The 23,282-nt window shown below is 32.2% G+C and carries 23 protein-coding genes; 21 read left to right on the top strand and 2 right to left on the bottom strand.

Features of this window, described 5'->3' with window-relative positions; translation table 11 throughout:
- The first annotated feature begins 25 nt into the window (after positions 1-25).
- The 3 genes from BM246_RS04175 (at position 26) to BM246_RS04165 (ending at position 6,049) form a co-directional block, all read left to right on the top strand.
- Entirely contained in the window at positions 26-2,995 is a 2,970-nt protein-coding gene (locus BM246_RS04175) for a M16 family metallopeptidase (RefSeq protein ID WP_074935968.1), read from the top strand.
- A 216-nt stretch (positions 2,996-3,211) separates the two neighbouring features.
- Positions 3,212-3,958, top strand: coding sequence for a 3-oxoacyl-[acyl-carrier-protein] reductase (gene fabG / locus BM246_RS04170; RefSeq protein WP_042495010.1), 747 nt, complete (start codon positions 3,212-3,214; stop codon positions 3,956-3,958).
- Positions 3,959-4,015: 57 nt separating this feature from the next.
- Positions 4,016-6,049 (top strand): hypothetical protein, encoded by a 2,034-nt coding sequence (locus BM246_RS04165; protein WP_074935966.1) that lies wholly within the window; start codon positions 4,016-4,018, stop codon positions 6,047-6,049.
- Between the two features lie 74 nt (positions 6,050-6,123).
- Here the strand turns inward: BM246_RS04165 and BM246_RS04160 are convergent, their stop codons facing one another.
- Positions 6,124-6,924, bottom strand: coding sequence for a universal stress protein (locus BM246_RS04160; RefSeq protein ID WP_074935964.1), 801 nt, complete (start codon positions 6,922-6,924; stop codon positions 6,124-6,126).
- A gap of 160 nt (positions 6,925-7,084) precedes the next feature.
- Between BM246_RS04160 and BM246_RS04155 the strand changes: the two genes are divergently transcribed.
- The 16 genes from BM246_RS04155 (at position 7,085) to BM246_RS04085 (ending at position 21,237) form a co-directional block, all read left to right on the top strand.
- Positions 7,085-7,897, top strand: coding sequence for a prohibitin family protein (locus tag BM246_RS04155; protein WP_042495022.1), 813 nt, complete (start codon positions 7,085-7,087; stop codon positions 7,895-7,897).
- A gap of 335 nt (positions 7,898-8,232) precedes the next feature.
- Entirely contained in the window at positions 8,233-9,090 is an 858-nt protein-coding gene (gene hisG, locus BM246_RS04150; protein ID WP_074935961.1) for an ATP phosphoribosyltransferase, read from the top strand.
- Positions 9,091-9,141: 51 nt separating this feature from the next.
- Entirely contained in the window at positions 9,142-10,425 is a 1,284-nt protein-coding gene (hisD, locus tag BM246_RS04145) for a histidinol dehydrogenase (protein ID WP_074935958.1), read from the top strand.
- A 71-nt stretch (positions 10,426-10,496) separates the two neighbouring features.
- Entirely contained in the window at positions 10,497-11,540 is a 1,044-nt protein-coding gene (hisC, locus tag BM246_RS04140) for a histidinol-phosphate transaminase (protein WP_074935956.1), read from the top strand.
- A 29-nt stretch (positions 11,541-11,569) separates the two neighbouring features.
- A complete protein-coding gene (locus BM246_RS20095) occupies positions 11,570-11,866 on the top strand; it encodes a GIY-YIG nuclease family protein (RefSeq protein WP_042495024.1) in 297 nt (98 codons plus the stop codon).
- 37 nt (positions 11,867-11,903) lie between these two features.
- Positions 11,904-13,037, top strand: coding sequence for a bifunctional histidinol-phosphatase/imidazoleglycerol-phosphate dehydratase HisB (gene hisB, locus BM246_RS04135; RefSeq protein ID WP_074935954.1), 1,134 nt, complete (start codon positions 11,904-11,906; stop codon positions 13,035-13,037).
- Between the two features lie 72 nt (positions 13,038-13,109).
- The gene (hisH, locus tag BM246_RS04130; RefSeq protein ID WP_074935952.1) at positions 13,110-13,691 is read left to right on the top strand and encodes an imidazole glycerol phosphate synthase subunit HisH; all 582 of its coding nucleotides are present in this window, start codon (positions 13,110-13,112) and stop codon (positions 13,689-13,691) included.
- A 62-nt stretch (positions 13,692-13,753) separates the two neighbouring features.
- On the top strand, positions 13,754-14,482 hold the full coding sequence (gene hisA / locus BM246_RS04125) for a 1-(5-phosphoribosyl)-5-[(5-phosphoribosylamino)methylideneamino]imidazole-4-carboxamide isomerase (RefSeq protein WP_074935950.1): 729 nt from the start codon (positions 13,754-13,756) through the stop codon (positions 14,480-14,482).
- 61 nt (positions 14,483-14,543) lie between these two features.
- On the top strand, positions 14,544-15,299 hold the full coding sequence (hisF, locus tag BM246_RS04120; RefSeq protein WP_042495030.1) for an imidazole glycerol phosphate synthase subunit HisF: 756 nt from the start codon (positions 14,544-14,546) through the stop codon (positions 15,297-15,299).
- 42 nt (positions 15,300-15,341) lie between these two features.
- Positions 15,342-15,935, top strand: a complete 594-nt coding sequence (gene hisIE, locus BM246_RS04115; RefSeq protein WP_042506800.1) for a bifunctional phosphoribosyl-AMP cyclohydrolase/phosphoribosyl-ATP diphosphatase HisIE — start codon at positions 15,342-15,344, stop codon at positions 15,933-15,935.
- 10 nt (positions 15,936-15,945) lie between these two features.
- Positions 15,946-16,725 (top strand): tRNA pseudouridine synthase A, encoded by a 780-nt coding sequence (locus tag BM246_RS04110; protein ID WP_074935948.1) that lies wholly within the window; start codon positions 15,946-15,948, stop codon positions 16,723-16,725.
- A 151-nt stretch (positions 16,726-16,876) separates the two neighbouring features.
- Positions 16,877-17,383 carry a Dps family protein gene (locus tag BM246_RS04105; protein ID WP_074935946.1) on the top strand — a complete coding sequence of 169 codons (507 nt, stop codon included), beginning with the start codon at positions 16,877-16,879 and terminating at the stop codon, positions 17,381-17,383.
- A gap of 59 nt (positions 17,384-17,442) precedes the next feature.
- Positions 17,443-18,351, top strand: a complete 909-nt coding sequence (locus tag BM246_RS04100) for a mechanosensitive ion channel family protein (protein ID WP_074935944.1) — start codon at positions 17,443-17,445, stop codon at positions 18,349-18,351.
- 55 nt (positions 18,352-18,406) lie between these two features.
- A complete protein-coding gene (locus tag BM246_RS04095; RefSeq protein ID WP_139221849.1) occupies positions 18,407-18,961 on the top strand; it encodes a hypothetical protein in 555 nt (184 codons plus the stop codon).
- A gap of 88 nt (positions 18,962-19,049) precedes the next feature.
- Positions 19,050-19,733: a DUF2461 domain-containing protein gene (locus tag BM246_RS04090; RefSeq protein ID WP_074935942.1), complete on the top strand. Its 684-nt coding sequence runs from the start codon at positions 19,050-19,052 to the stop codon at positions 19,731-19,733.
- 106 nt (positions 19,734-19,839) lie between these two features.
- Complete coding sequence (locus tag BM246_RS04085; RefSeq protein WP_074935936.1) at positions 19,840-21,237, top strand: glycosyl hydrolase family 8; 1,398 nt, start codon at positions 19,840-19,842, stop codon at positions 21,235-21,237.
- A gap of 80 nt (positions 21,238-21,317) precedes the next feature.
- Here BM246_RS04085 and BM246_RS04080 read toward each other — a convergent pair whose 3' ends face one another.
- Complete coding sequence (locus BM246_RS04080) at positions 21,318-21,734, bottom strand: hypothetical protein (protein WP_042506795.1); 417 nt, start codon at positions 21,732-21,734, stop codon at positions 21,318-21,320.
- Between the two features lie 151 nt (positions 21,735-21,885).
- Here BM246_RS04080 and BM246_RS04075 point away from each other — a divergent pair, with 151 nt between their 5' ends.
- Together BM246_RS04075 and BM246_RS04070 are read left to right on the top strand one after the other, a co-directional pair.
- Positions 21,886-22,773, top strand: a complete 888-nt coding sequence (locus tag BM246_RS04075; RefSeq protein ID WP_074935935.1) for a DUF72 domain-containing protein — start codon at positions 21,886-21,888, stop codon at positions 22,771-22,773.
- Positions 22,774-22,889: 116 nt separating this feature from the next.
- Positions 22,890-23,273 (top strand): acyl-CoA thioesterase, encoded by a 384-nt coding sequence (locus BM246_RS04070; protein ID WP_042495043.1) that lies wholly within the window; start codon positions 22,890-22,892, stop codon positions 23,271-23,273.
- The last annotated feature ends 9 nt before the right edge of the window (positions 23,274-23,282 follow it).

Here is a 23,282-nt window from a genome sequence, read left to right as displayed (position 1 = left end):
GCACACAATCTAAAAACTTCAATCTATGACTCAAATTAAAACACTTTTTGTGTTAGCAATTTTAGCTATTTGCTTTAGTTGTAAAACAGATCAAAACTCAGAAGTTGCTGCTGCTACAACAGCGCATACAGATGCTAATGGGTTTTCTTATGAAATTACCGAAAATGACCCAACCGGTTTAAGACTTTACACCTTAGAAAACGGATTAAAAGTTTATCTAAGTAAAAATACCGATGAACCTAAAATCCAGACTTATATTGCTGTTCGTGCTGGTTCTAATTACGATCCTAAGCAATCTACCGGTTTAGCTCATTACCTGGAACACATGGTGTTTAAGGGTACGGACAAAATAGGTACGCTAGATTGGGAGAAGGAAAAAGTATATTTAGATTCTATTTCTAATTTATATGAAGCGCATCGCGCAGAAACGAATCTTGATAAGAAAGAAGAACTATACAGAAAGATAGATGAAGTTTCTCTAGAAGCATCTAACTATAGTGTTGCAAATGAGTATGATAAAATGATTAGTTCTTTAGGAGCGACAGGAACTAATGCACATACTTGGTTTGAAGAAACGGTTTATAAAAATAAAATTCCTGCTAATGAATTGGATAAATGGTTAACTGTAGAAAGTGAGCGTTTTAGTATGCTGGTTTTACGTTTGTTTCATACAGAATTAGAAGCTGTTTTTGAAGAATTCAATAGAACTCAAGATAGTGATTTCAGAAAAGGATATTATGCTATGTTGAAAGGCTTATTTCCTAATCATCCTTATGGTCAACAAACCACAATTGGTAATGCCGAGCATTTAAAAAACCCATCTTTAGTAGATATTCATAATTACTTCAACACGTATTATGTGCCTAATAATATGGCTATGGTTTTAGTTGGCGATTTAGATTTTGATGCTACCATAGCAAAAGTTAATAAAGCTTTTGGTGCATTTGAAAATAAAGAAGTTACTCACCCAGTTTTACCAAAAGAAGACGCACTTACATCTCCGGTAATCAAAGAAGTTTTTGGCCCAACAGCTGAAAATGTATCTATAGCGTTTAGAGCTAATGGCATTGGGAGTGAAGATCAAAAATTTGTAACCTTAGCAGATATGATTTTGGCTAATGGAAACGCAGGTTTAATAGATTTAAATTTAAACCAGAAGCAGGTTGTACAAAATGCTAGTTGTTCTCCAACATTTTTAAATGATTATGGTTACCACCAATTTACAGGGACGCCAAAAGAAGGACAGTCTTTGGATGATGTTAAAGCTCTTTTATTAGAACAAATTGAAAAATTAAAGAAAGGCGAGTTTGATGATTGGATGATTGATGCTGTGGTAAACGACTTAAAACTGAGTCAAACCAAACAATACGAAAACAGTACAGCTTTGGCTTCTGCATATTATAACGCCTTTATTCATCATGAAGATTGGGCTAGTAAAGTGAAGTTTTTAAACGATTTAAAAAAGGTAACGAAACAAGAATTGGTAGATTTTGCCAACAAATTTTACCAAAACAATTATGTGGTTACCTACAAACGTCAAGGTGAAGATTCTAATATTGTTAAGGTTCAAAACCCAGGTATTACCCCGGTTCATTTAAATAGAGATAAAAGTTCTGAGTTTTTAACCGCTTTCAATAGTATGGAGTCTGAGGATTTAAAACCCAAATTTATAGATTACAAAACGGCTATTAAAACTACAGAAACCACTAACGGGATTGGGGTATCTTACATTGAAAATGAATTGAATGATTTATTCGATTTAAATATCATTTTCGATATGGGTGGCGATAACGATAAAAAACTAAAGCTAGCGGCTAATTACATGGATTACTTGGGAACGGCTAAGTATAGCAACGAGGAGCTAAAAAAGGAGTTTTACAAGCTTGGAGTAAGTTATTATGTTTTTGCTGGAGATGATAAAACTTATGTAAGTCTCAACGGTTTAAAAGAAAATTTACCAAAAGGGTTAGAACTTTTAGAACACTTATGGAATAACGCGGTTCCAGATCAGGATGCATATAAAAAATACGTAGAATCTATTATAAAAGAACGTCAAGATAGTAAAGGACAAAAAGGAAGTATTCTTTGGAACGGTTTAATGAGTTATGGTAAATATGGCGAAAAATCTCGTTTAAGAAATATTTATAAAACTGATGAGTTAAACGCTATTGACCCTAAAGAATTGGTTGATATTGTTAAGGATATGAAAAACTACAATCAACGTGTTTTTTATTATGGAAAAGATGTTGATGCAGTTGTAGCGGCTCTTAATTCAAGTCATACCATTCCTGAAGATTTAAAAGAGTATCCAGAAGCTTTAGTTTATGAAGAACAAGAAACAGGTGGAAATGTTTACTTTGTAGATTTCGACATGGTACAGTCGGAAATGTTATTTTTAGCAAAAGGAGAACCTTTTAAAGCAGAAAATATTGCAGCTTCAACGTTATTCAATACTTATTTTGGTAGCGGATTATCGTCCATAGTATTTCAAGAAATACGCGAATCTAAATCTTTAGCATACTCTGCTTTTTCTAGTTACCAAATGGCTGATGAAAAAGAAAATGCGAATTACGTTATGGCATATATGGGTACGCAGGCTAACAAAATGCCACAGGCTGTAAGTGCCATGATGGATTTAATGACTAATATGCCTGAAGCTGAGAAACAGTTTAATGCAGCTAAAGAGGCAACTCTAAAGAAAATAGCAGCACAGCGTATTACTAAATCTAATATTTTCTGGAATTATGAAAGTTTGAAAAAACGTGGTATTGAGAATGATAACCGAGAGGAAATGTATAATACCATAAAAGATATGACTATTGAAGATTTACGCGACTTTTTTAATAGTAATATAAAAGGTGAAAACTATAATGTAATGGTTATAGGAAATAAAAAAGACATCGATTTTAAAGCTTTAAAAGAGCTTGGTAAAGTCCAAGAAATGGATGTAGATTATCTGTTTAATTATGAAAAGACAGAAAAATTAAAAATGTAAACAAATAGCCGATAAGTTTTTTAACCTATCGGCTTTTTTTATGTGCAGTTATAATAGGAATTCTTATATTTGATTTTGGTTAAAGGTTAACAATAATCATTGACAGAGTTAGAAATCAACTAAAAATTTATAATCCATTTTAGAAGCAAATAAGCGGTTAAAACCTGTTTATTTAGAGTCTTAAAAAAATGGCAAGTAAAAATAATAAGTAAATACATGAAATTATTAGAAGGAAAAACGGCCATAATTACTGGTGCAAGTAGAGGTATTGGGAAAGGTATAGCCGAAGTTTTTGCACAACAAGGTGCAAATGTAGCGTTTACATACAGTTCGTCTGTAGAAGCAGCTAATGCATTAGAAAAAGATTTAATTGCACTTGGTGTAAAAGCTAAAGGTTACCAAAGTAATGCTGCAAATTTTGACGATGCTCAAAAATTAGCGGCAGATGTAGTTGCTGAGTTTGGAAGTATTGATATTCTTGTAAACAATGCAGGTATCACTAAAGATAATTTATTAATGCGTATTAGTGAAGATGATTTTGACACTGTAATTGAGGTGAACTTAAAATCGGTTTTCAACATGACGAAAGCGGTACAACGTACCATGTTAAAACAACGTAAAGGCTCTATCATTAACATGAGTTCTGTTGTTGGAGTTAAAGGTAACGCTGGGCAGACCAATTATGCGGCATCAAAAGCTGGTATTATTGGTTTTTCTAAATCTGTAGCTTTAGAGTTAGGTTCAAGAAACATTAGAAGTAACGTAGTTGCTCCAGGTTTTATTGAAACTGAAATGACAGCTAAATTAGATGAAGAAGTCGTGAAAGGATGGAGAGCAGGTATTCCATTAAAACGTGGAGGAACTCCAGAAGATATCGCAAATGTTTGTGTGTTTTTAGCGAGTGATATGTCTGCTTATATTACAGGGCAAACATTAAATGTTGATGGCGGAATGCTAACTTAAAATAATTTTCCATTTTCTCGCAAGAGGGAATTTCATCAAAACACATCAAAAATTTTAATGAGTTCAGAAACTCTATTATACATTATACTCGCTGGAATAGTAGCGCTTTCATTAGCTCTGTTTCAGTATATCAATAAAAGGAAAAGCATGTCTAAATTGAACATGCTTTTCGCTTTTTTGCGATTTATTAGTATATTTTCAATTCTTATTTTATTAATAAATCCAAAATTCAACCAAACTACGTTTACTACAGAAAAGCCAAACTTGGTTATCGCTGTAGATAATTCGAATTCTATAAAACATCTTAATCAAAGTGAAAAGGTTAAAACTTTAGTTGAAACAATTTCTGAAAATTCAGAATTAAAAAACAAATTTAATCTTTCCTTTTACACTTTTGGAGAAACCTTTAAAGCTTCCGATTCTCTTACTTTTACAGAAAAGCAATCGAACATCAATGAAGCCTTTACTCAGTTGTCGCAAATTTATAAAACAAGTAATGCACCAACAGTTTTAATTTCCGATGGAAATCAAACATTAGGGAACGATTATGAGTTTGCGAGCAATACTTATAAGCAGCCTGTTTACTCAATAATATTAGGTGATACTATTACGTATGTCGATTTAAAAATCCAGCAGTTAAACGTTAATAAGTATGCTTATTTAAAAAATAAATTTCCGGGAGAAGCCATTGTGGTTTACAGCGGAAACTCTAATGTAACTTCTAAGTTTGTTGTAAAGCAAGGTAATATTACCGTGTTTTCTCAAAACGTGTCTTTTTCAAAAAACAATAATTCAGCACTTCTTAATTTTAATTTACCAGCTTCTCAAGTAGGGGTTAGTGCTTATAAAGCATATTTAGTTCCAATAGAAAACGAAAAAAATAAGGTTAATAATTACAAGAATTTCGCTGTAGAAGTTATCGATCAAAAAAACAATATTGCTGTAGTTTCTACGTTTTCGCATCCAGATTTGGGGAGTCTTAAAAAAAGTATAGAAAGTAATGAGCGTAGTACAGTTTCGTTTTTTGAGCCAAATGAATTTGTTTCAAAAATAAATGACTTTCAATTAGTTATATTGTATCAGCCGAACAATAAGTTTAAAGAGCTGATTACTAAGTTGAATGCTGAAAACAAGAATAAATTTATAATAGAAGGAAGTAATACTGATTTAGATTTTCTGAATAAAAACAATACAACTTACGATCATGAAATAACAGGTCAAACAGAAAATTATCAGGCTCAATTAAATTTAAATTACACGTCTTTTTTAGTAGATGATATTAATTTTGAATCGTTTCCGCCATTAAAATCAAATTATGGATCGATTGTTTTTACGGTGCCGTTTGAAACTATTTTATATAAAAATGTTAATGGTATTTCAACTCAAGAACCGTTATTTGTAACGTTGGAAACAGGAGGAAGGCGAGAAGCTATTCTCTTTGGTGAGAATATCTGGAAATGGCGTTCGCAGAGTTTTTTAAATTCAAAATCGTTTAATGAATTTGATGATTTCCTTGGGAAGATTATTCAATATTTAGCTTCAAATAAAAAGAGAAATCGTTTAAATGTTGATTATGAATCTTTTTATAATGGAAGTGGAAATATTGTTATTAAAGCTGAGTTTTTTGACAAGAATTTTATTTTCGATACGCGCGAAAGTCTTCAGATAAAGCTAATTGATAAGCTTTCAAAAGAAGAAAAAACGTTTCCTTTTATTCTTAAAAATAATAACTATCAAGTAGATTTAAGTAGTTTACCGCCTTCAGAATATAGTTTTACTGTTCGTACGTCAAAAGAAAACCTATCGAAATCTGGTAGTTTTCAAATTCTAGAATACAATGTGGAGCAGCAATTTTTAAATGCAAATTCTAAAAAATTAAAACAATTGGCTGTAAATAGTAATGGTGAGAGTTATTTCATTGATAACCATAAAGGTTTAATTACAGATTTATTAAGTGATGATCGCTATCAGCCTATTCAAAAAAGCCATAACACGAGTCGTCCGTTAATAGATTGGAAGTACTTATTGGCTATTATTGCATTGGCGCTTTCTGCAGAGTGGTTTTTACGTAAATATAAAGGTCTCATTTAATTGAAAAAAAAGGAGTAAACCTTCATTTTAATTGAAGTTTCACTCCTTTTTTTATATTAAAACTTTGAGATGTATTATCCTCGTATTGATAATAATGGAATATCTAATCCAGAAGACATAATACGTGTTTTACTTTTATGAATTAACGAAGACCAGAAGCCGTACTCGTAAGGCACCATAATTAGGATATCGGGTTTGTATTCTAGCATTTCGTTTCTTATTTCGTCTATAACAGCTTCAGATTGCACGTTTTTGTAATAATATGAGACTTCTTCTAATGGTTTTAAAATTTCAACGTTGCTTTCTAATTCTGATATTTTATTATTTACATGAAACACTCTCAGTTCGGCATCAAACTTTTTAGTAGTCTTCTTAATTTCTTTTAAGATATTAGATGTTAATCCTTTATCCAAATCACAAGCGAATAATATTTTATCGATACTTGTAAATTTCGCTTTTATTGGCACAGCCAAAATAGGAATTTGAATTTTATTAATTGCTTCAGAGGTTGTACTGCCTAATAAATCGCCTTCTATGGTTTTTGTATGCATACCCATAATAATCATATCGGCATGATGTTCTTCAATAGAGCGCTGCAGTTGTTTAAAGTATTCTCCCATGGCGAAATCCACCTTAATTTCAATACCGTAAGTTTCAGAAAGTTTTTTAGCACGGTTTTCAATTTTGGTTTTTGCGTAATCTATAGATTGTAATATGTTTTTGTAAGGCAATCTAGATTGCACAACATGTATAGATAAAATATGTAAATGAAAAAGCACCAGTTTAGCTTTAACTTTTTTAGCGGTTTGTATGGCGTATAAGGTTGCATTTTGTGCTTCTTCCGAGAAATCGGATGATATGATAATTGTTTTCATAACATTATAGTTTTAGGGTGTAAAATCTAGATTAAAATTAAGAATTTTAGAAGGAATTAGCTATAGTTTTAACACTTGATTTGTGGTGTCTATAATTGGTTTTTAATTCGTTAAACCTGTTTAAATACCTTATCTTTGAGAACTAAATAAAAAATTAAATATGGAAAAATTACCAAAAATTGCATTTCCCTTTATTATTGGAATAATTGTACTAATTATAGTTGTATCAAAATCTTTAGTAACCATTGGTCCTGGTGAAGGTGGTGTTTTATTTGAGCCTTTAGGAGGTGGTGTTAATACGGAACATACTTATGGTGAAGGTTTCCATATTGTAGCACCATGGAACGATATGATTGTTCAAAAGGTACGCCAGCAATCTATTTCAGAAAACATGAATGTACTTTCTGTAAATGGTTTAGATATTACTGTAAGCGGAACAATTTGGTTTCAGCCAGAGTTTAAAAACTTAGGTAATTTAATACAAACAAAAGGTGAAGATTATATTCGTGAGCTTTTAAACCCAGCGATTAATGCGGCAGCAAAAAGTGTTGTAGGGCGTTATACGCCAGAGCAATTATATTCTAGTAAAAGGGATATTATTGAATTAGAGATTTTGGAAGAAGTAAGAAACGAGTTAGATGGTCAGTTTGTAAATGTAAAACGTGTGCTTGTAGAAAACGTAAAACTACCAACTACTATTAAAGATGCTATTGAGCGCAAGCTTAAACAAGAGCAAGAATCTTTAGAATACGAGTTTAGATTAGTTACCGCGAAAAAAGAAGCAGAAAAAGTAATTATTGAAGCGCAAGGTAAGGCTGATGCAAATAGAATTTTAAGTGCATCGCTTACAGATAAAATACTTCAGGATAAAGGTATTGAAGCTACAGTAAAATTATCAGAATCTCCAAACAGTAAAACTATTATTATTGGTTCTGGTGATAGTGGATTACCTATTATTTTAGGAAATCAATAATTAAAATGAGCAGTATGGATTAAACAACTCAGTATTTTAAACCTTATTTTGAAGATTAATTAATCTTTTTTAAATAAAACTAAGGAAAGTATAAATGTTGAAAATTTAATTCTGAATAATTTGGCGTTTTAAACATATATTTTGCATATTTGTAACGTTATAAAAACAAAAGACATGACTTTTATTCAAATCCATCATCATTTTCAAATTTGCTCTCAGGCGAAGTGAAAATGTATTGAATAAAATCAACATATATTTAAACCCGTTTGAGCCAATCAAGCGGGTTTATTTTTTTAAAACCAACGAGATTGTTTCAAACTCATAAACCAAATAAAATGAGTAACTTAAGAATTGCAGTACAAAAATCAGGACGTTTAAACGAAGACTCAATGGCGCTTCTAAAAGATATCGGTATTTCTATCGATAACGGTAAAGACCAATTGAAAGCTTCGGCTAAAGGGTTTCCTGTAGAAGTGTTTTATTTAAGAAATGGAGACATTCCTCAATATTTAAAAGATGGTGTTGTAGATGCCGCTATTATCGGAGAGAATGTTTTAATTGAAAAAGGAGAAGGTATCAATGTGGTTGAAAAATTAGGTTTTTCTTCATGCCGCGTTTGTATTGCTGTGCCAAAAGACGCCGATTACAATGGTGTTAAAGATTTAGATGGTACGCGTATTGCAACATCTTACCCAAATACAGTACAACAGTATTTAAAGAAAAATGGTATTACAGCAAACCTTCATATTATTAATGGTTCTGTAGAAATTGCACCAAATATTGGTTTAGCCGATGCTATTTGCGATATTGTTTCTAGTGGAAGTACACTGTTTAAAAACAATTTAAAAGAAGTTGAAACGATTTTAACTTCGGAAGCAGTACTTGCGGTTTCGCCAGTTTTAAGTGAAGAAAAGCAAGCTATTTTAGATACCATTCAATTTAGAATTCAATCGGTTTTAAAAGGAAGAAACTCTAAGTATGTGCTTTTAAATGCACCAAACGATAAATTAGACGCTATTATTTCATTACTACCAGGAATGAAAAGTCCAACGGTATTGCCATTAGCGCAAGAAGGATGGAGTTCTGTACACTCGGTAATCCCGAAAAACGATTTCTGGAATATTATTGAAGGCCTAAAAGCAAATGGCGCACAAGGTATTTTAGTTTGTCCAATTGAAAAAATGGTGCTTTAATTAATTTGTTTTTCTATTTCCGTTAAAACGGAAATCTCAAAATGTAAGAGTATGCAAATAATAAACAATCCAAATAAAAGCGATTGGTCGGAAATTTTAAAACGTCCAACCCAAACGGTTAACGATATTGAAGGCACAGTAACTAGCGTGTTTAAAGACGTTGTAAATCGTGGTGATGCAGCAATTAAAGAATACACCGCTCGTTTTGATGGTGTAGACTTAGAATCGAATATTGTATCTACCGAAGAGATTGAAGCGGCTGTAAAAACAGTTGCAGAACCACTTAAAAATGCCATTAAAAAAGCAAAACAAAATATTGAAGTTTTTCATAGGGCACAGCAAACATCGAAAGTTGAAGTAGAAACAACAAACGGTGTATCGTGCTGGCAAGAAAAAAGACCTATTGAAAAAGTAGGTTTGTATATTCCTGGCGGAACAGCGCCTTTATTCTCAACGGTTTTAATGTTGGCAGTTCCAGCACAAATTGCAGGTTGTAAAGAGATTGTTTTATGTTCTCCTCCAAATAAAAAAGGGGAGTTGGCGCCAGAAATTTTGTTTGCGGCAAATTTATGTGGTGTTACTAAAATCATAAAAGTTGGTGGTATTCAAGCTGTTGCTGGTTTAACTTTTGGAACAGAAAGTATACCTCAGGTTTATAAAATTTTCGGACCTGGTAATCAATTTGTAACCGTGGCTAAACAGTTAGCAACCAAACACGGTGTGGCTATAGATATGCCTGCGGGACCAAGTGAGTTATTGGTTGTTGCCGATAAGAGCGCAAATGCAGCTTATATTGCTTCAGATTTGTTAAGTCAAGCTGAACATGGTACGGACAGTCAGGTTATTTTGGTTTCAACTTCAAATGATATTATTGAAAAGGTTTCTGTTGAAATTGAGAAGCAATTAGAAGTACTTCCGCGTAAAGCGATTGCAGAAAAAGCGATTGCTAATTCTAAGCTAATTTATGTTGAAAATCATGAAGTTGCCTTAGAGATGATAAATGATTACGGCCCAGAACATTTTATTATTTGTACTGAAGCTAATGACTTTTATGTTGATGGTATTCGCAATGCTGGTTCTGTTTTTATTGGTGATTATACACCAGAAAGTGCAGGAGATTATGCTTCAGGAACTAACCATACTTTACCAACTAACGGATTTAGTAAAGCATATTCGGGTGTGAATTTAGATAGTTTTTTAAAGCAAATGACGTTTCAGAAAATATCTAAAGAAGGACTTTTAAATATCGGTGAAACTATTGAGTTAATGGCAGAAGCAGAAGGTTTACAAGCTCATAAGAACGCTGTTTCTATTCGATTAAAAGATTTAAAATAAATAAGTTGTTGAACTTGTTTCAGCAAAACACAAATAATTAGACGCTGTGATAAATGCAGTGTAGCACAATAATGAACATTCAAAATTTAATAAGGCCAACCATAAAAGCATTAAAGCCGTACTCGTCTGCAAGAGATGAGTTTCAAGGGAACAGTGATGCTATGGTGTTTTTAGATGCTAACGAAAACCCGTATAATAACGGTGTAAATCGTTATCCTGATCCGCAACAAAAAGGGGTGAAAGCCATTTTATCAGAAATTAAAGGGGTTTCAGCAAAACATATTCTTTTAGGGAATGGAAGTGATGAAGTACTCGATTTAATTTTTAGAGCCTTTTGTGAGCCGCATCAAGATAACGTGATTTCTTTACCGCCAACTTATGGTATGTATGAGGTTTTAGCGAATTTGAATGCTGTTGAAATTCGTAAAGTTAATTTATCGGAAACCTTTCAACCTAAAGTTGATGCCATTTTGGAAGCGAGCGATACGAATAGTAAAGTGTTGTTTTTATGTTCACCAAATAACCCAACAGGGAATAGCTTTTCAACGGAGTCTGTAGAAAAATTATTGAAAGCATTTAAAGGTTTAGTGGTTATTGATGAAGCGTATATCGATTTTTCAACTGAAAAAAGTTGGTTAACACGTTTAGAAGAATTTCCTAATTTAGTCATTACTCAAACGCTTTCAAAAGCTTATGGTATGGCTGGAATTAGACTCGGGATTTGTTATGCTTCCGAAGAAATAATTGCTGTTTTAAACACCATTAAGCCGCCGTATAATGTTAATGAATTAAGTCAGAAGAAAGCCATTGAGCTTTTGAAAGACAGTGATTTAGCCAAAAATCAAATTAATAGTATTCTTGAGGAACGAACAGAACTAGCTTTAGAGCTAGAGAATGTTTCTTTTGTTTCAAAAATATATCCATCTGATGCTAATTTTATTTTAGCAAAGGTCGATGATGCTACAAAACGTTATAATCAACTAGTAGAAAAAGGGGTTGTTGTTAGAAATAGGACCACGCAGTTTGGTTGTGAAGAGTGTTTGAGATTTACCGTTGGAGTTAAGGAGGAGAATGAGGAATTAATAAAAAATCTTTTATTACTTTCGAAATCCTGAACTTGTTTCAGGAACTTAATAAATGAAAGATGGAGGTTTGTTCAAATGAAATATATTACTGTTACATTTTAACAAATAAAAATAGAACGGTGTTGTATATCGGTTATACTGATAATTTAGAAAGACGAGTTAATCAACATCGAAAAGGAAGCGGAGCATTATTTACTAAGAAATATAATGTGACCGATTTAATTTATTTTGAAGCATTTTTTGAAAAAAAAGAGGCTAAAGCAAGGGAGAAACAATTAAAAAATTGGCATAAAGAATGGAAATGGAATTTAATAAAAGAAGCCAATCCAGAATTAAAAAGTATCATGATTAATTAAAAGACCCTGAAATAAATTCAGGGTTATAACAAGTTATATGAAAAAAGTATTATTTATAGATCGTGATGGCACCTTAATTAAGGAGCCGGCAGACGAACAAGTAGATTCATTTGAAAAACTGGTTTTTTATCCGAAAGTATTTCAATTTTTAGGTAAGATTTGTAAAGAATTAGATTTCGAAATTATCATGGTAACCAACCAAGATGGTTTGGGAACATCCGATAATCCTTCTGAGAAATTCTGGCCAATTCACAATTTTGTATTAAGTACATTCAAAAATGAAGGCATCGATTTTAAAGAAGTTTATATCGATGAAACTTACGCTAAAGATAATGCACCAACAAGAAAGCCAAACACCGGATTATTAACCAAGTTCTTTTCAGATGATTACGATTTAGAAAATTCGTTTGTAATTGGTGATCGCTTAACAGATATTGAATTAGCTAAAAACCTTGGTTCCAAAGGCATTTTCATTAATGATGAAACGCACTTAGGAACTGATGAAATTACGGTGAAGCGTGAAGCGCTAGACCCTTATATAGCTATAGAAAGTAACGATTGGGAAGCTATTTATAACTTCTTAAAACTAGAAGATCGCGTTCAAGAAATTACGAGAAACACCAATGAAACTCAAATTTATATTAAGTTGAATTTAGATGGTTCTGGTAAGAATGATATTAATACGGGTTTATCGTTTTTCGATCATATGTTAGATCAAATTGGGCGTCATGGTGCTATGGATTTAACAGTTAAAGTAGATGGTGATTTAAATGTTGATGAACACCATACTATCGAAGATACCATGATTGCTTTAGGGGAGTTATTCAATAAAGCTCTAGGTAATAAATTAGGTATTGAGCGTTACGGATTCTGTTTACCAATGGATGATTGTTTAGCGCAAGTAGCTGTGGATTTTGGTGGTAGAAACTGGTTAGAATGGGATGCGGAATTTAAACGTGAAAAAATTGGTGATATGCCAACTGAAATGTTTTTCCACCTGTTTAAATCGTTTACCGATGGTGCTAAATGTAATTTAAATGTTAAGGCCGAAGGCGTAAACGAGCATCATAAAATAGAAGGTATTTTTAAAGCCTTCGCAAAAGCAATGAAAATGGCGGTTAAACGCGATTCCAACAAAATGTTTTTGCCGAGTACAAAAGGGATGTTATAAAATGGTTTTGGTTTTTAGTGGATGGTTATTAGTATAATCATCCACTAAAAACCAAAAACGAACAACAAGAAAATGAAATTAGTTATAATAAATTACGGAGCTGGAAATATAAAAAGCATACAGTTTGCTTTTAAACGCTTAGGTGTCGATGCTATTTTATCGAACGATCCTGAAGAAATTTTGGCGGCCGATAAAATTATTTTCCCAGGTGTTGGAGAAGCAAGTTCTGCCATGAAAATGTTAGAAGAAAGTGGTTTAGCCGATTTAATTCCGACTTTAAAACAACCTGTTTTAGGCATTTGTTTAGGTATGCAACTCATGTGTAAAACCACAGAAGAAGGTAATACCAAAGGACTAGGCATTTTTCAAACCGATGTAAAACGTTTTGATCATTCTGTAAAAGTACCGCACATGGGTTGGAATGTGATTAAAGATTTAAAATCCGATTTATTCAAAAGTCTTAAAGACAACGAATACATGTATTTGGTGCACAGTTATTATGCTGAGCATTGTAATGAAACCATTGCAAAAACCGATTATGGCTTAAATTATGCATCGGCTTTACAACACAATAATTTCTATGGTGTACAATTTCATCCAGAAAAAAGTGGAACCGAAGGCGCTAAAATTTTACAAAACTTTTTGGACCTTTAGTTTACATCCTAGGTAATTACAACGGAGTAAAACAAATAACCAACAACAAGTAACCAAAAAAAATGAGAATAATACCAGCAATAGACATTATAGACGGCAAATGTGTACGACTTTCAAAAGGTGATTATAACACTAAAAAAATATATAATGAGCATCCTTTAGAAATCGCTAAACAGTTTGAAGCTCATGGTATTGAGTTTTTACATTTAGTAGATTTAGATGGTGCTAAGGCTAGCCATATTGTAAATCATAAAGTTTTAGAAGAAATAGCTTCTAAAACGAGTTTAAAAATTGATTTTGGTGGTGGTTTAAAAACGGATGACGATTTACGAATTGCATTCGAATCTGGTGCTGGTCAAATTACTGGTGGTAGTATTGCGGTAAAACAACCTGATATTTTTAAAAATTGGTTATCCAAATTTGGTTCAGATAAAATCATTTTAGGAGCAGATGCCAATAACGAAAAGATTGCTATTAGTGGTTGGTTGGAAGAATCTGATGAAGATTTAATTCCCTTTGTTCAAAATTATCAAAAAGATGGTGTGCAGTATGTTATTTGTACCGATATCGCTAAAGATGGTATGTTAGAAGGTCCGTCTTTCGATTTGTATGAAAAAATGTTAGCACAGCTTCCAAATATAAAATTAATTGCAAGTGGAGGTATTTCAACCTTTGACGAATTACCAAAATTAGCCGAATTAGGCTGCGAAGGCACCATAATCGGGAAAGCCATTTACGAGAATAAAATAAGCTTAAAACAATTAGAGGATTTCATTTTAAATAAATCCTAATCCGTTTTTAGAAGGTTATTTATTGATAGTGAACAACTAAAAACCAACAACATTAAAAATAATGCTTACAAAAAGAATAATTCCTTGCTTAGATATTAAAAACGGTCGTACTGTAAAAGGTGTGAACTTTGTAGATTTACGCGACGCTGGAGATCCGGTAGAATTGGCAAAACAATATGCCGATGTTGGTGCAGACGAACTTGTTTTTCTGGATATTTCGGCGACTTTAGAAGGTCGTGGCACCACGTTAGATATGGTTTTACGTGTTGCAGAACAAGTTAATATTCCGTTTACAGTAGGTGGTGGGATTTCTTCTGTAGAGCATGTAGACGAGCTTTTACACTGTGGTGCAGATAAGGTATCAATAAATTCATCGGCAGTAAAACGTCCTGAATTAGTAAACGAGTTATCAAATAAATTTGGAAGTCAGTGTGTGGTTGTCGCTATCGATGCTAAACAAGTGGACGGACAATGGAAAGTGCATTTAGCTGGTGGAAGTATTCCAACGGATATTGATTTATTTGAATGGGCAAAAGAGGTTGAAACTCGTGGTGCAGGTGAAATTTTATTCACATCAATGAATCATGATGGCACAAAAAACGGTTTTGCTAATGAAGCTTTAGCTAAATTATCAGAAAGCTTGAATATTCCGATAATCGCATCGGGAGGTGCGGGTAATGTTCAACATTTTATTGATACCTTTGAAATCGGAAAATCGGATGCGGCTTTGGCTGCTAGTGTTTTTCACTTTGGTGAAATTCCAATTCCTGAATTAAAAAAAGAATTAAAAGCAAATAATATCGAAGTACGACTTTAGTCGTCATGCTGAATCTAATTCAGTAACCTATAAAAATTTATTATGACTATTAAATACGACAGTAACGGACTAGTACCTGCAATTATTCAAGATGCAACAACAAAAAATGTATTGATGTTGGGGTATATGAATGCTGAATCTTACGAGAAAACTTTAGAAACTAAGACAGTTACTTTTTTTAGCAGAAGCAAACAACGTCTTTGGACTAAAGGTGAAGAAAGTGGTAATTTTTTAAATGTAGTCGATATTAAAAACGATTGTGATAACGATTCTCTTTTAATACAAGTAAATCCTGTTGGACCAACTTGCCACACCGGAACTGATACGTGTTGGAAAGAAGAAAACAAATCTAATTACGGGTTCTTTTCAACTTTAGAAGATGTTATAACCGAACGTGTTGCTAATAAGGATACTCAAAAATCTTATGTAGCGAGTTTGTTTGCAAAAGGCATTAATAAAGTGGCACAAAAAGTAGGCGAGGAGGCTGTAGAAACGGTTATTGAGGCTATGGATAATAACGATGAGTTGTTTTTATACGAATCTGCTGATTTAATGTTTCATTACCTGATGTTGCTTCAAGCTAAAGGCTTCACGTTAAAAGATATTGAAAAGGAATTAGTAGGCAGACACAAGTAAACCGTTCCTTTTGAAAAAATATTTTTATTTAATTACCATTCAATATTTGGGCTATCGTTTTCATGGTTGGCAAAAACAGCCAGACGTGAAAACGTTACATTTAATGGTAGATAGAACGTTTAATTTTATTTTAGAAGGTAAACGTTTTAAAAGTTTAAGTTCTGGTAGAACAGATGCTATGGTGTCTGCAGAATGTGCAGCAATAGAGTTGTTTTTATTTGAACCTATTGAAGATCTATCTGCTTTTTTAGAGCTCTTTAATCGTAATTTGCCTCAAGATATTCGCGCCTTAGATATTAAGGAAGTTGATGCGAAGTTCAATATTATTCAGAATTCTAAAATTAAAGAATATTTATATTTATTTGCTCATGGCGAAAAATGTCATCCGTTCTGCGCGCCTATAATGACCACTATTCTTGATGAGTTGGATATTGAGCTAATGAAAGAAGGTGCGAAATTATTCGAAGGTGAGAATTATTTAAAAACGTACTGCTACAAACCTACCGATAATGGTATCTACACACGTGAAATTATGCTGTGTGAATTGGTAGAAAACACACTATATACTGCTAATTATTTTCCTAAAAAAACCTATATTCTACGCGTACAAGGCAAAGGTTTTATGCGAAACCAAATTCGTTTAATGATGGGAACGCTTATAGATTTAGGTAAAGGTAAATTAACACTTCAAGACATAAAGGATAGTTTAAAACCTGATAATGATATTAAAATGAATTATATCGCTCCAGCATCTGGTTTAATTCTAAAAAACATCGATTTTATAGATTAATTTATAATCTTTTCTTCTTAATTAATTTAACTTTTTGGGTTTTATTTAACATAATTTAAGTTAAATAAATCTTAATACCGTTAAAGCCTGTTAAAGCACTTGACAATTTTTATATAGCCCTTATATTGAGTGGGAACACAAACAATAAATTATGAGCTATTTAAAAATGAACGATGAAGAAGTATTACCCGTGGTGGTAGAAATGAATATTTTATTAGCTGACTACCACGTTTATTATCAAAAATTACGAAGCAACCATTGGAATATTGTTGGAAGAAATTTTTTCGATTTACATGAAAAATTTGAAGATATGTACAATGATGCTCGTATTAAAATTGATGAAATCGCAGAGCGTATCTTAACGCTGCGTTATCACCCAATGAGCCAAATGGAAGATTATCTTAAATCTTCAACTATAAAGGAAAAGGCCGTACTAAAATCCGATCGTGCTATGGTTTTAGAAACCTTAAATGATCACAAATTACTTTTAGAACAAATGGGGAAAGTAATGGAAAAAGCAGAAACAGCTTCCGATGAAGGAACTGCAGATTTAATTGGTGCTTACATTTGTGAACTTGAAAAAACAAGTTGGATGTTAGAGGCGTGGACAAAAAAGCCATCTGAAATTGCACATCCTGAATCTGCGGAGGCTATTTAAGTTTTGTTAATTTTTCTTAAAAATTAATTAATAAATCATAAAAAAAAATATTTACAAAAATGGATACAGCATTTAGTGAGGCTTTTGATGGCCTTGTAACAAAATTAGAGGGTTGGTTTGCAACCATAATACATTATTTACCAAATATAGCACTAGCAATTTTAGTATCAGTAGCTGCATATTTTGTAGCGAAATATGTTAATAATTTTACGTATAAAATTATTTCAAAAAGAGTAAAACAAGACTCTGTTTCTAAAATGATGTCTCGGATTGCTGCAGTAGTTGTAGTGCTAATAGGTTTATATATCTCTTTAGGGATACTTAATTTAAGTAAAACGTTAACCTCGTTATTAGCTACAGCAGGTGTTGCTGGTTTAGCTATTGGTTTAGCATTACAAAATACGCTAAGTAATACGGTTGCTGGTATATCTCTTTCGTTTAGAGAGAAAATTCAAATTGGAAATTGGGTAGAAACCAATGGCCATTCTGGAGAGGTAATGGATATAAATTTAAAAGAGTTTGTTATAAAGGAAGCCGATAATAATATTGTGATTCTTCCTAATAAAATGATTTTAGAAAATCCTTTAAAAAATTATTCTTTAACAACCAGAATGCGTGTCGCATTAAATTGTGGTGTTGGGTATGAATCTGATTTGGAAGAAGTAAAAAGATTAACAAAACAAACTATAGCAGAAACTTTTGACCAAGTAGAAAGTGCAGATGATGTTGAGTTTTATTATGAAGAATTTGGAGGAAGTTCTATTAATTATTTATGTAGATTTTGGATTGATTCTGAAAGTTTACTTGAAAAATATAGAGCAAAAACATCGGCTATTATAGCAATTAAGAAAGCTTACGATAAGGCTGGAATTAACATCCCGTTCCCTATTAGAACGTTACAATTTGATAACAAATTATCTGTAGAAGGAGAGCAAGTAGCTAAGCAGAATGAATTCTCTAACAACTAGAGTGGATTTATCATCCGTGATAAATTATTAATTCAAATTATTAAAAATAAAAACAATGAAAAATTATATATACATGTTTGTACTGCTGGTTTGTGGTACATCCATGGCACAAGAAAAACCCATAGAAGTAAAACAAGAAACTATTGAAAAAACGGTTAAATACAATAATGGCGAAGAAGTTACGGAAAGTAAACTTAAAGTTATTTCTCGAGAAACATCTAACGTGGAATTGGCTTTGGATGATAAAGAAAAGGTAGATCAACAACGTGTTGCAACAACTAAAAAGATTGAGACCATGGTGATGGTAGATGATGATTTAGATCCCGATTACGATTTATTATCTAAAGAGACACACTATATAAGCAATGATAAAAGCTTTAAATTTTCGCCTAGTGACGGCGGATTCAATATTATTTTTGATAATAATGATAATGAATTTGTGGTTGTTGGTAAAGCGTGGAGCACAAAAAATCCTGGGAGTTATATTGTAAAAGGAGAAACATATAACGGTATTGGTTACTTAACCGAGAAAAGTGAGTTTGTTGTAGAATATTACAATGCCAATTCTGATCGTATAGAAATGGTTTCATACAAACCAGTAAAACTATAATGAATAACCATGTAAGTTATTAATAAAAGTCCCGATTCATTTGGGGTTTTTTGTATTTTAGATGTTCAATAAAAGTAAAGTAATATATATGAGTGTTTCTGTGCCGAAAGCGGCTTTTACATATTTAAAAAAATTAGAAAAAAATAATAACCGCGAATGGTTTGGAGAGCATAAACTAGAGTTTCAATCCGTTCAAAAAGATATAAAAGTATTTTATAATGCGCTTTTAGAAGCTTTAAATGCACATGATGAAATCGATAAACTGAAAATTTTTAGAATTTACAGAGATGTTAGGTTTTCTAAAAATAAACTTCCATATAAAACGCATTTTAGCGGTTCTTACCATAGAGTAAAACCTAGATTGCGTGGTGGTTATCATGTACAGATTAAACCAAATAACGAGAGTTTTATAGCGACCGGATTTTGGGATCCAGCTCCGGCCGATTTAATGCGAATTAGAAAAGAATTCGAAATGGACGATTCTGAGATTCGTGATATTATTAACGATAAAACGTTTAAAACAACTTGGGGAGGCTTTGTTGGTGACGAAGTGAAAACGGCACCACGCGGGTTTAATAAAGAAGATAAGGCGATCGATTTAATAAAGAAGAAACAATATATTTTTATTAAAAAATATACCGATGCCGAAGTTTTAGATTCTAATTTTATAAACGAAGTAAGTTCTGCTTTTAAAATAATTCGTCCGTATTTTGATTATATGAGCGATGTATTAACTACTGATTTAAATGGAGTTTCATTAATAGAAGATTGATTAATTAGGTGAAATAAGGAGAGTATTCATTTTTTTGATTCAATTCGAAAAACATAATCTTTTTTATTAGTTTAGGCGTATATGTTTATTTAAAAGCCCTAAACATATGAAAAACCAAAACTTACTATCAATTTGCTTTATTTTAATAACATCACTTAGCTCTTTTTCACAAATAAATCAGGTTAACTTTGTTAATTCTGATTATAGTTATGGAGTTCAACCTACAAACATAGGGTCTAGTGATATTTATGATGCCTACCTTGCCTGGAGAAATACTTTTGCAGAAACTTGCGTGAATGGACGCTACCGTATAAAATTTGATACGCCATCAGAAACTGTATCTGAAGGAATTGGATACGGTATGTTGCTTTCTGTTTATGCCAATGACAAGGAATTATTCGATGGTTTATGGCTGTATTATAAGGATTTCTCTAATAATAATGGTGTGATGAACTGGAAAATTAGTGAGTGTTCAACCGTTATTGGTTTTAACGGAGCATCTGATGCAGAATTAGATGCCGCTTACGCTTTAATTGTTGCAGATAAAAAATGGGGCAGTTTAGGTGATTTAGATTATAAAGAAAATGCTTTAACTTTAATAAACGCCATTAAAAACCACGAAATAGAAAATGGTACTTACGTTCTAAAACCTGGAGATGTTTGGGGCGGGTCGAGCAATACCAATCCCTCTTATTTATCACCTGGATATTTTAAGGTTTTTGGAACTTATTCTAATGATGTTGCCTTTTGGGAGGCTGTAAGCGATAAAAGTTATGATATTTTAAATGCCAACTTATCTAACAACAATGCATCTTATAATTTAGTTTCAGATTGGTGTAAGGTTGATGGAACATATTCAAATGAAGTGTCCTGGGCTTACGATGAAGGGAAATCTTATTATTATGATGCGGCTAGAACACCTTGGCGAATAGCTTTAGACTATATATGGTATGGAGGTTCGAAAGCTCTTAATTACGCTTCTTTATGTAATGATTTTGTAAATGCTCAAGGTGGTTTTAATCAAATTTACCCAGGCTATTCTCAACAAGGCGTTGCTATAGATATATCTTATAAAGACCCCACTTTTACAGGAGCGTACGCCGCAGCAGCGATGTCTGCATCTAATCAAAATTTTGTAAATAATGGTTATTCCGAATTAAAAAACCAACCTACAAATGCCTATTTTGGAGCTACTTTAAGAGTTATTTATATGTTTGCATTATCAGGAAACATGTATAATGCAATTTCAAACAATACTTTGGGTACTGAAGCTGATACTCAAAACTCTTTTAGTTTCTATCCAAATCCCGTTTTAAATGATCTAAACATTTCATTTACAACATCAAGATACAGAAATATAAATGTGTATTCTATTAACGGTCAACTTTTACTATCTAAAAACGAAAATTCTTTAAGCGTAAAAATAGATTTAAGTAATTTTAAAGCCGGAATTTATTTTCTAAATATCGATAACAAAGAAAACTTAAAAATAATTAAAACCTAATTTACGTTTCCAAAACAAAAGGCATTACATTTTATCTATTTCATTTTAAAATAAATAAAAAGATAACGCTTAAAATTTAGTTAAACAGCAGTTAGTAATTCCGGTTTATCAAAAAGTTGAATATTGCTTAAAAGTCTATCTTTTACAATATTCATCATGCGTTTGTTTAGCGCCGATGAATTTTCGGTATAAATTAAATATTCTTCCACAGTAAAAACACCGATAATCATGCCTTTTAGAGAGTTTCTGAATTTCATGTTTTTCTGAATGGCATTTTCAATATATTCCATACGTTTATCGAGTGTTAAACCATAAAAAACCGATTTATGCTTTATAATGTAATTTCTAAAAGCAGCAACAAGTAAATCGTTTTGCATCTTAATGCATGGCCGAAGTACTAGGTTTTGGAAACGCTCCTCGCTGCTCATAGCATCATTAATGGTTGCTGTTAAAATCTCTGGACGAATACTCTTCAAATTAAAGTCTCTTGAATTCATAGTTTTGATTTTTACTCAAGGTAGAAATTATTAGGGCTGTAATAGTATTTGTGTATTTTAATTATTCACGAGGTTATTAACATTTAATATTTTTATCTTTATAATCTCATTATTTTACATCTTTTTAAACCGCATTAATACAACGTTTTACATGAAATTTGGCAGTGTTACAAATCCTGATACTATTGATTTTACCTTACCCCAAGATCATATAGATACTAAGCGCATTTTAAATACGGTAAAGGATGATAATATGCCAGATATTTATGTAGGTTGTGCAAAATGGAATAGGGGAGATCTTAAGGGGTTTTATCCTCGTGGTACAAAAGATGAACTTAAATATTATGCTTCGCAATTTAATTCTATAGAACTAAACGCTACATTTTATCGCATTTTTCCTGCGGAACAATTTGAAACCTGGTATAATAAAACACCAGAAGGGTTTAAGTTTTTTCCGAAGTTGAATCAAGAAATTAGTCATTACAAACGCCTACAAAATGTTGAAGGCGTCGTTGATCAATATCTATACAATGCATCGCATTTAAAAGAAAAACTAGGCACTGTTTTTTTACAAATGCATAGTAATTTCACTCCTAAAGATTTTGATAAAGTGGTTGCTTTTGCTAAAAACTGGCCTAAAAACATTCCTTTAGCGATGGAATTTAGGCATAGCGATTGGTATAACGACAAAGTGATTGCGGATGCCTTGTATCAACTTTTAGAAGACTTTAATATTTCTAATGTTATTGTAGATACCGCTGGGCGTCGCGATTTAATGCACATGCGATTAACTAATTCTACAGCTTTTGTGCGCTATGTTGGAGCTAATCATCCTTCGGATTATGAACGATTAGACGATTGGATTGAGCGTTTAAAACTTTGGAAAGAACAAGGTGTTAAAGAAGTCGATTTTTTCATTCATCAAAACATTGAAGAAGAATCGCCTTTGCTTTCAGCATATTTTATAAAACAGGTTAACGAAAAGTTAGGATATGCTTTAAATATTCCGAATGAAGAAAAACAGCAATCCTTATTTTAAGTTAATAATAAAAACACATACTAGAATAAGTAAGAGTAATTAAAATGGTTGTTTTAATGCTGATTTTTAGAGTACCTTTATTTTATAAAAAGAACTAAAAATTAAAGATATAAAATATGAGATTTCATACTAGAAAATGGGTTAAACCCGAAGATTTAAATGCCAACGGTACATTGTTTGGCGGTCGTTTATTAGAGTGGATCGACGAGGAAGCTGCTATTTATTCTATTATTCAATTAGAGAACCAAAAAGTGGTAACAAAATTTATGAGTGAAATTGATTTTAAATCGTCGGCAAAGCAAGGTGATATTGTAGAAATTGGTATCGACGTTGTAAAATTTGGAAGGGCTTCATTGGTGTTAGGAGCAGAGGTTAGAAATAAAATGACGCGAGAAACTATTATAACAATTTCAAACATTGTAATGGTTAATATTGGGCCTGATGGTAAAGCATTACCACATGGTAAAACAGAAATTGAATATGTAGCCGATAGGTTATAAAATCTAGCC

Origin of the sequence: Algibacter lectus (assembly GCF_900112395.1) — a bacterium.
GTDB lineage: Bacteria > Bacteroidota > Bacteroidia > Flavobacteriales > Flavobacteriaceae > Algibacter > Algibacter lectus.
The sequence above is the reverse complement of the archived record's forward strand: the minus strand, read 5'-3'. Positions and strand labels throughout refer to the sequence as shown.

Bases quoted from the DNA above. Each gene is read 5' to 3' on its own strand.
- hisG (WP_074935961.1), top strand. From the start codon at position 8,233: ATGAGTAACTTAAGAATTGCAGTACAAAAATCAGGACGTTTAAACGAA.
- BM246_RS04080 (WP_042506795.1), bottom strand. From the start codon at position 21,734: ATGAATTCAAGAGACTTTAATTTGAAGAGTATTCGTCCAGAGATTTTA.
- BM246_RS04175 (WP_074935968.1), top strand. From the start codon at position 26: ATGACTCAAATTAAAACACTTTTTGTGTTAGCAATTTTAGCTATTTGC.
- hisIE (WP_042506800.1), top strand. From the start codon at position 15,342: ATGACTATTAAATACGACAGTAACGGACTAGTACCTGCAATTATTCAA.
- BM246_RS04075 (WP_074935935.1), top strand. From the start codon at position 21,886: ATGAAATTTGGCAGTGTTACAAATCCTGATACTATTGATTTTACCTTA.
- hisF (WP_042495030.1), top strand. From the start codon at position 14,544: ATGCTTACAAAAAGAATAATTCCTTGCTTAGATATTAAAAACGGTCGT.
- BM246_RS04095 (WP_139221849.1), top strand. From the start codon at position 18,407: ATGAAAAATTATATATACATGTTTGTACTGCTGGTTTGTGGTACATCC.
- BM246_RS04085 (WP_074935936.1), top strand. From the start codon at position 19,840: ATGAAAAACCAAAACTTACTATCAATTTGCTTTATTTTAATAACATCA.
- BM246_RS04165 (WP_074935966.1), top strand. From the start codon at position 4,016: ATGAGTTCAGAAACTCTATTATACATTATACTCGCTGGAATAGTAGCG.
- hisH (WP_074935952.1), top strand. From the start codon at position 13,110: ATGAAATTAGTTATAATAAATTACGGAGCTGGAAATATAAAAAGCATA.
- BM246_RS20095 (WP_042495024.1), top strand. From the start codon at position 11,570: ATGGAGGTTTGTTCAAATGAAATATATTACTGTTACATTTTAACAAAT.
- BM246_RS04100 (WP_074935944.1), top strand. From the start codon at position 17,443: ATGGATACAGCATTTAGTGAGGCTTTTGATGGCCTTGTAACAAAATTA.
- BM246_RS04090 (WP_074935942.1), top strand. From the start codon at position 19,050: ATGAGTGTTTCTGTGCCGAAAGCGGCTTTTACATATTTAAAAAAATTA.
- hisB (WP_074935954.1), top strand. From the start codon at position 11,904: ATGAAAAAAGTATTATTTATAGATCGTGATGGCACCTTAATTAAGGAG.
- hisC (WP_074935956.1), top strand. From the start codon at position 10,497: ATGAACATTCAAAATTTAATAAGGCCAACCATAAAAGCATTAAAGCCG.
- BM246_RS04160 (WP_074935964.1), bottom strand. From the start codon at position 6,924: ATGAAAACAATTATCATATCATCCGATTTCTCGGAAGAAGCACAAAAT.
- hisA (WP_074935950.1), top strand. From the start codon at position 13,754: ATGAGAATAATACCAGCAATAGACATTATAGACGGCAAATGTGTACGA.
- hisD (WP_074935958.1), top strand. From the start codon at position 9,142: ATGCAAATAATAAACAATCCAAATAAAAGCGATTGGTCGGAAATTTTA.
- BM246_RS04070 (WP_042495043.1), top strand. From the start codon at position 22,890: ATGAGATTTCATACTAGAAAATGGGTTAAACCCGAAGATTTAAATGCC.
- fabG (WP_042495010.1), top strand. From the start codon at position 3,212: ATGAAATTATTAGAAGGAAAAACGGCCATAATTACTGGTGCAAGTAGA.
- BM246_RS04155 (WP_042495022.1), top strand. From the start codon at position 7,085: ATGGAAAAATTACCAAAAATTGCATTTCCCTTTATTATTGGAATAATT.
- BM246_RS04105 (WP_074935946.1), top strand. From the start codon at position 16,877: ATGAGCTATTTAAAAATGAACGATGAAGAAGTATTACCCGTGGTGGTA.